At 67.2% G+C, this 7,668-nt stretch carries 7 protein-coding genes; 6 read left to right on the forward strand and 1 reads right to left on the reverse strand.

Annotation, left to right across the window (positions count from 1 at the left end):
- The first annotated feature begins 430 nt into the window (after window positions 1-430).
- Complete coding sequence (locus tag KPL59_RS13640; RefSeq protein WP_226361017.1) at window positions 431-1,006, forward strand: HD domain-containing protein; 576 nt, start codon at window positions 431-433, stop codon at window positions 1,004-1,006.
- On the opposite strand, the gene KPL59_RS13645 is transcribed toward KPL59_RS13640, so the two are convergent.
- The gene (locus tag KPL59_RS13645; RefSeq protein ID WP_226361014.1) at window positions 974-1,447 is read right to left on the reverse strand and encodes an NUDIX hydrolase; all 474 of its coding nucleotides are present in this window, start codon (window positions 1,445-1,447) and stop codon (window positions 974-976) included. The genes KPL59_RS13640 and KPL59_RS13645 overlap by 33 nt on opposite strands.
- A gap of 55 nt (window positions 1,448-1,502) precedes the next feature.
- Here KPL59_RS13645 and KPL59_RS13650 point away from each other — a divergent pair, with 55 nt between their 5' ends.
- The 5 genes from KPL59_RS13650 to KPL59_RS13670 all read left to right on the forward strand — a co-directional run.
- Window positions 1,503-2,081 carry a hypothetical protein gene (locus tag KPL59_RS13650; RefSeq protein ID WP_226361013.1) on the forward strand — a complete coding sequence of 193 codons (579 nt, stop codon included), beginning with the start codon at window positions 1,503-1,505 and terminating at the stop codon, window positions 2,079-2,081.
- Window positions 2,082-2,146: 65 nt separating this feature from the next.
- Window positions 2,147-2,638 (forward strand): single-stranded DNA-binding protein, encoded by a 492-nt coding sequence (locus KPL59_RS13655; protein ID WP_226361012.1) that lies wholly within the window; start codon window positions 2,147-2,149, stop codon window positions 2,636-2,638.
- A gap of 624 nt (window positions 2,639-3,262) precedes the next feature.
- Window positions 3,263-6,379, forward strand: a complete 3,117-nt coding sequence (locus tag KPL59_RS13660; protein ID WP_226361011.1) for a hypothetical protein — start codon at window positions 3,263-3,265, stop codon at window positions 6,377-6,379.
- A complete protein-coding gene (locus KPL59_RS13665) occupies window positions 6,379-6,978 on the forward strand; it encodes a hypothetical protein (protein WP_226361010.1) in 600 nt (199 codons plus the stop codon). Before KPL59_RS13660 ends, KPL59_RS13665 begins: the two co-directional genes overlap by 1 nt.
- A 404-nt stretch (window positions 6,979-7,382) precedes the next feature.
- Window positions 7,383-7,668 (forward strand): hypothetical protein (locus KPL59_RS13670; RefSeq protein ID WP_226361015.1); only part of this gene is annotated, 286 nt, incomplete at its 3' end.

The raw sequence follows: 7,668 nt of genomic DNA on the forward strand, positions 1-7,668 counted from the left end.
CACGCGATCACAAGCCTTTGACCAGCAAAAACACGCGCAGAACGACTGCGTCGTTCTGCGCGTGTTTTTTGCTGGTCAAAGGCTTGTGATCGCGTGATTGTGTGATCATGTGATTGGGTGATGGTCGCATGATCACGTGATTGCGTGGTGGCTTTGTGTAGTCGTCGGCCTTCGGTTACTGTGGGTGGTTTTCGGTTACTGAGGGTTGTGCGGGGTTTGCGGGGTATGCGGACCCAAATTCTCCCAGAGCGCAGCAGGGATTAGGTGAGGCTTACCGATTCGTGCATGGTGGGGGTGGGGAATTTCAGTCCGCATACCCCTGCATACCCCGCAGGGCGGATGCTGTGGTTATGAACTCGGACGGCGATCTACGCCCAGGTCCGCCGCCCCGTAAGCAGTGATCCGCCGTAGAGTCCTGGACGTGTCCGAGATGCCTAGTCCGTCGGCCGCCGCCGAGGTCGCACGCGAGCTCCTGGAGCCGTTAGGTCAACGCTGGCAGCACACGGTAGCTGTGGCGGCAAGGGCGGCTGACCTCTCGCTAGCTGTGCCCGCCGAAGACTCTGACCTGTTGATTGTTGCCGCATGGTGGCATGACCTCGGTTACGCGCCTGATGCTCGACAGACCGGAATGCATCAAATCGACGGCGCCTCATACTTAGCCGGTCTCGGCTACTCGGAGCGCTTATGCGCCCTAGTTGCGCATCACTCCGCGGCAGAGTGTGAAGCTGAGCAACGTGGACTGCTTTCAGAGTTACGTCGGTGGCAACGAGAACGCTCGGCCACGGCGGACGCCTTGTGGATGGCAGACATGACCACCGGTCCAAGTGGTGAGCCATTCGACTACACCGCCCGCCTCGCCGAGATTCTAGATCGCTACGACTCTAGCTCTGTTGTTGGTCGAGCAATGACTTCTGCTCAACCGCTTATCAGCGCGGCCATTTCGCGGACTACTGCACGTCTACAGGCGGCCGGTTCAGGAGATTTTTGGCCGCTCACTTTTGGCTAATGCATCCTCGATGCGCCGGCGCATCGACTCATGAATAGACAATTTGCGGATTTGATCAACCTCGACCCACTTTGCTGCCTTGGTTTCCGTGCCATCTTCCCGAGGGGCGCCAGAAAGCGGACGAGCGTGGAAGCAGATTGAGAATTCTTGTCGAATCTCGCCGTCGTCATAGGCCATCACGTGTTTCGGATTAGTATAGATACCTACGAGGCCGGTGATTTCCACAGTCACGCCGGTCTCTTCGAGCACCTCCCGCGCTGCCGCAGCGGCTACCGACTCGCCAAGGTCCATCCCACCGCCGGGGAGAGCCCAGTAATTGTTGTCCACCTTGTGAATCATCAGGAGACGTCCCTCCTCGTCTCGGACGGCAGCGGTCACAGACGGCACGAGGGAGTTGGCAGGCGGAGCTGCTGGGTCGTCGTAGTAGTCAACGCGTGGCATGAGACAAGGATGCCGGATCAGAGGCGGTGTCGTCAGCGCTGCGCGGGATGCCTCCATGTGGCAAGGCGCGGCGTTCAGCGTTCACATCGTGCTCGCCGGACAACGAATCGACCACCAGATCACCGGTGGAATCGGACTGATCACGAGCCTCGGGTTCCGCGGGCTCGCGGGATTCCGGCGGCAGAACTGGATGCGTCTCGTCGGAACGTTTCCGGTGCCGCGGTCACGCCCGGAACGGGGCCGCTGGATCTATTCCGACGGCGAATCCGAGACGTGGGTTCAGAACATTTGGGCCACCGACGACGAAATCAAGCAGTGGGCCACAACTACTTCCCATGACGCGGCGAACGAGGTCGCTGTCACTGGGCCAACCGACGGGAGTGGGAAGTGGGAACCGGGCACGCCGACCGCCGAGGAATCGACGCAGAGCGGCACGGAGTGGGTGACGGGAAACGTGGACGCGGCCGCCTACCTGGGCATTTATCCGGAAACCTTCAGGAAGCGGCGACAGGCCCGCGAGATCCCGAACACACAACGGGCGGGACGGTCTCCCACATGGACCACTCAGAGCCTTGACGAGTGGGGCGCCATGTGGGAACAGGAAACTTCCGACCAGCCCGCCGAAGTAGCCTGACCGACACAACAAGAAACCAGGAAGTCAGCCCTTCAGAACCTCGCCAGGAAAGGACACCGATCGGAATGTCCGGAGAGACCGTCACCACCATCATCGGGCACCTCACAGCCGACCCCGAGCTGCGATTCACCGAGTCCGGTACCGCGGTCGCGAACTTCACCGTCGCATCGAATCCACGCACATTCGACCGACAGACCGGCGAATGGCGCGACGGCGACCCGCTGTTTCTGCGCTGCACCCTGTGGCGCGATCCCGCGGAAAACCTCGCCGAGTCCGCACGCAAGGGAGACCGACTGATCGTGCACGGCCGACTCGTGCAGCGCTCGTTCGAGACCCGGGAAGGCGACAAGCGCACCGTGATCGAGATGCAGGCCGACGAGGTCGGCGCCTCGACCCAGTTCGCCACCGTCGTCATCACCAAGCGCGGCAGGAACGGCGGCGCGGCACCGGTCGACCCGCGCACCGGAGAGACCGCCGACCGCAGAACCCGACCACCCTGGACTGAGAAGCCGCAGGGCGACGCCAAGGGCCAGGACAACGAGGAGGGGCCGTTCTGATGGGCGTGCACGGCCGCAAACGCCTCCCGCTCGGCCCCCTCGTGATCAACGCTGCGGCCACCGGATGGCTCCGGTGGCGGATCACATCGGTGACCGTCCGGCTCGGACCCTGGTCCTGGAACAGCTGCGCGCACCGCCAGCGCGTCGACCTGCCGGGGCCGTGGTCCTGGACAGGCAGGAGGGGGAACCGATGAACACACGATCCGGCGTCGTCGGCGCGTCTACCCCGACTCAGAGTCTGGTTCCGGTAGGAATGGCTCATGTCATATGGACCAACGCCACGCTGGGGGCCACGCAACCCCTGCAAGGTGCACTGGCCAGCCGAACACCGGGCCCTCTACGAGGAGCGCGCGACCGCGCTCGGACTCAGCCTCAACGAGTATCTGATCCGGCTGGTGGCCAAGGCTCACGGCTTCCCTGTGCCCGACCACGCGAAGCAGTTGGACCTCAGCGCCTAACCGACCCTGAACATGCGAAGACCCCCCGTCTCGTTTCGCGGCGCGTCGGGGGGTCCTCGACCGAACTACCTCGTAGGAGGTCGTGCGTGCGACTGTACAGGCCAACGCCAGGCCAGGCGACGCAAACTAAGCGTGTTGCTACTACCGGGACGCGGCGGTGGGCCCGGTGAGCGGGAAGGCCGCGAGCAAGGCGGCGGCATCCGCTGCTAGTACCGAGAAGAAGTCGCCGACGCGTCGGCGCCGCACGTCCGGCAGCACCGGAGGGGCCGCGCCCGGGCGGCCGGTCTCGCGGGGCCCGGAGCGGCCGGAGCTGGTGATCGAGTCCCCTGCCGGGTCTTTGCAGTGGCTCACTGCTTCGATGGGCGCCGGGCCGCTGTCGGGCGTGTTCCGGCGCGGCTACGACGTCGTGCACACCCCTCGCGTCGGTGAGGACGGGCACGTGCCGCCCCGCGATCCGGGCGACGATGACGGGCCCGCGCAGGTCCGGCGTGTGACTGCCCGCCAGGTCGCCGCGCTGGTCGATCAGACGCATTCGTGCCGCGAGATCCGCTACACCAAGGACGGCGCGCCGCGTGAGGTCGACACGCTGTTCCCGCTGGAGGCGGCGCAGCGGGCGGTGGACTCGCTGGATTACATGCGGTCGCTGCGCCCGTTGCGCGGCGTGACGCACGTGCCGACGCCGCGCCGGGACGGCACGATCATCGACCAGCCGGGCTACGACCCCGAGACGCGGTTGATCTTCCTGCCGCCGGACGGGCTGACGGTGCCGCCGGTCCCGCAGGAACCGACCCGCGCTGATGTCCGTGCGGCGGTCACGCTGCTGTCGGACATGCTCGGCGACTTCGCGTTCAAGTCCGAGGCCGACCACGCCAACTACGTCGGGATGCTGCTGACCCCGCTGCTGCGGGAGATCTGTCCGCCGCCCTACAAGCTGGCCGCGATCGGTGCCCCGTCGCCGGGGTCGGGGAAGTCGCTGCTGTCTGACATCATACGGACACTGCACGGGGGGGTGTTCCGCGCGGACACCCCCGCCGACTCGGAGGAATGGCGCAAGTCCATCACCACGATCCTGGACACCACGACCGCGCCGGTGGTCGAGTTCGACAACGTGTCCGGGACGCTGAAGTCCCCGGTACTCGCTGGCCTGCTCACCTCGCCGGTCTGGTCGGATCGGCGACTCGGTGCGACCGAGATGGTGACCGCGAAGAACGATCGCATCTGGGTGGTCACCGGGAACAACATGTCGCTCGGGGGGGACCTCGTCCGGCGCACCGTGCAGATCACCATCGACCCCGGCGTCCCGCACCCCGAGAAGCGGAACGACTTCACGATCAAGGACCTGAAGAGCTGGGTCGGGCAGCGCCGTGGTGCGCTGATCGGGGCGCTGCTCACGCTGATCAGGGCGTGGGTGGTCGCCGGGCGGCCCCTGCGCCGCAAGGCCGGAGCGGATTCCTACCGGGCGTGGATCGAGACCGTGGACGGGATCTTGGGGCACGCTGGCATTCCCGGCACGTTCGACGGGGCCGACTCCCAGCGGATCACCGTCGGAGACGACGACCAGGAGTGGCGAGACTTCCTCGAAGCGGTGCACTGCCAGTTCGGGGAACGAGCTTGGACGGTCAAGGAGCTGCTGGCGCTGGTCTCCGAGGATCACCACGTCGGGAACGGCGAGTTTGATCAGGCGAACGCGGCGCGGCGGCCGATCCCGCTCGACGCTCTCCCCGCAGAGCTGGGCGAGAAGGTCGTGCGCGGACGACTCGGTGTCGGTGTCATCGCGAAGAGCCTGGGGCGGTGGCTGACCAACCGGGAAGGACGATGGGCGGGCGAGAAGATCACCGTCCGGCGGGCCGGGCGGACCCGCGACAAGATCGGGATGTGGCGCATCGAGCATCTCGGCGAGACCGAGGGCTACCCGGTGCCGGTCAAGGCTGCGGTCGGGGGGCCGGAACCGCTGACCACGGGCGCGCGCACCGCGGCGCCGGAATCGTCTCCCGCTCAGACCCCTGCGGCGGCGGGCGCTGGGTGTGTGGCCTGTCAGGTCCCCGGGCCCGCCTGCGGGTTCGGAGTGGTCCTCGACGAGGGCCAAGAGGAGCCCTGCGTCCTGTGCGGGCACCCCACGTTGATTCGGTCGCGGTGCGGCACCGCTCGGCACGCGACCCCGGACGGCTGCCCACGCCGCGACTGTGACCGCACCTCGGCGCCGTCGACCCCGCCGGAGCAGGACCGCCCTGCCGATGACGGCCAGGTGCTGACTCCGCCCGCGTCGCCCGAGCCGCCCGCCGCGAAGTCCGGCGCGCGCCGTGGCTCGTCGGCGCGCGCGTTCGCGCAGAAGCGGCGACAGGAACAGGCCGCGCGGCTGACAGCTGACACGGCCGCGCTCGCCGACGGCGACCCGCTGCGTGTGCTGCGGGCCCTGGAGGAGGAGTTCGCGCCGCGCCGCAAGGATGCCGAGGGTCGGCTCCGCCGGCCGTTCTGGCGCCCGCCGCTGCCGGGGATCACGTGGGCCGCGCATGTGATCAGCTCGTGGGCGTGGGAGCGCCCGTTCGCCGGGGAAGTCGTGTCCCTGGACCGCTCCGGCGCGTTCGTAGCGGCTGCGTCGTCGGTGCTCGTGGCACACGGCGGGTTGGAGCACACCGGCGAATGCGAGTTCGACGCGCAGCGCGCGGGCTACTGGCAGGTCCAGGTGCACCCGTGGGCCGAGGGGGACGAGCTGCCGCACCCGCTAGCCGGGCACGGAAAGGCCACCGAGCTGTGGGTGCCGACACCGACCGCAGCGTTGCTACGGGATCTTGCCGAGGAAGGCCGCTGGGCTGACCTGACGGTACTCGACTCCTACACCGCAGCCGGTGTGCGGCTCTCAGGTTGGACCGGCTACATCAACGCCCTCAGGAAAGAGGCGATCACGACCTACGGTCGCGACTCGGACCAGTACGCGGCGGTCAAGACCGCGTTCGGACAGGCGTTGTCCCTGATGCTGGGCACCCCGACCAGCGGGAATACCCGTGAGTGGCGCGCCGCAGCACAGCGGCCAGACTGGACGCACACCATCCAGGCGCAGGCGTCGGCGACTCTGTGGCGGTGGGCGAACGACTGCCGCAAGCTCGCCCCGGAGCTCGGACCGGTCGCGCTGGCGAACGTCGATGAGCTGGTACTCCCGGCTGACGCGCTCGAAGTCGTGACCACCACCCCGCGGCCCGGGGGCCGCGCTCCCCTTCAGATTGATCCGGACGGCGTCGCGCTCGGCAGCTTCAAGGCGAAGACGCGCGAGACCCGGGAGACCTGATGGCCGGCAAGGACACGGGCCCGGCGACCGACTACACCGACACTGAGGAAGCCGCGCTGGAAGCGGCGGCTGAACGCGCCTGGGAGGAGTATCAGGCGGGGGAGGAGCAGATGCCGGAGCGGATGACGGTCTACGGCGCTCGCGTGGAGTGGGCCGGGGTCGAGACCCCGCGCGCGGCGGTCCGGCTCGACCGGCTCGACCTAGACCGGGTCGGGGCGGCACTGTCGTCGATGAAGCAGGCCAATGCTCGCGCCGCGCAGGGTGAGGCCACCAGCTACACCGCGACCGGCTGGCACGCTCAACTGCGAGCCCTGACCGGCACCGCGCGCGGGTCTGAGCTGGCGGACCGTGCCGGGCTCAACCCGACCGCCCGCACCCTGCGCGCGTGGCTGGCCGAAGACCGGCCCCCCAACGCGGCGAACCGCCGCGCGATCGCCGAGGCGTACTCGGGGCTGCGCACCTATGGCCGTGACCAGGCGCAGGACGAAGCGCGCGCCGCGCGACATCAGGTGGTGGAGGAGCTGAACTCCGCGATACGTGACAGGTACGGCGCTGACGTGCGGTTCCGCAATTTCGGGCGCATCGAGTTTCATGACTGACCGTCTAATAGGCTGCTTTTCACGCTCCTGTCATCCCTGGTCAAAGCGTCTGCGGTCACGTGATCGAGTGGCTACGTGATTACGCTGACCAGGGAGGGTGTTCACGTGATCGCGCACTTGTCCGAGGGCAAGTCGACCCGGACCGCAGCCCGCCCCCAGGGGCGGGTGAGGACCGGAAGCGGCGCGGCAGTACTGCGTGACCCGACCATCTGTCATCGCAGCAAGGTAGGGCAACACGCCGAGCCTCCTGGTGAGACAGCTGATCTTGGTCGATTGCTGTTCTCCCGGGAGGCTCACCCAGCTACACCACCGCCCTCACCAAGCCCCTGACCAGCAGAATCACGATGAAAAAGGCTCTCAGTGCGGCCTGCTGGACGACGCGACCCAACCTATAGTCGAGGAAGGTGCCGCTGGCCGATAGCGTTGTGCGTGTGAGCCTTGACGAATCTCCCTCGGTGGAGCGAACCGACGACACTCCGGAGCCCGTCGAGGACGATGCCGTCGATGTCGCTGGTGAGGTTCGCACGGTCACGACTGACGGATGGCCAGAGGGTTACGTCTACGGTGCTACTCGATACGCCGACGTGATCCTGCGAGAGGCCTTCCCCGAGCGGTTTAGTGACCTGGTAATGGCCTTGGACGCGTTCCGCCCGACTCTTGATGAGTTGCGAGCGGGCGGGGGCGGTCGCA

This window comes from Pseudonocardia sp. ICBG1142, from assembly GCF_020496255.1.
Taxonomy (GTDB): Bacteria; Actinomycetota; Actinomycetes; order Mycobacteriales; family Pseudonocardiaceae; genus Pseudonocardia.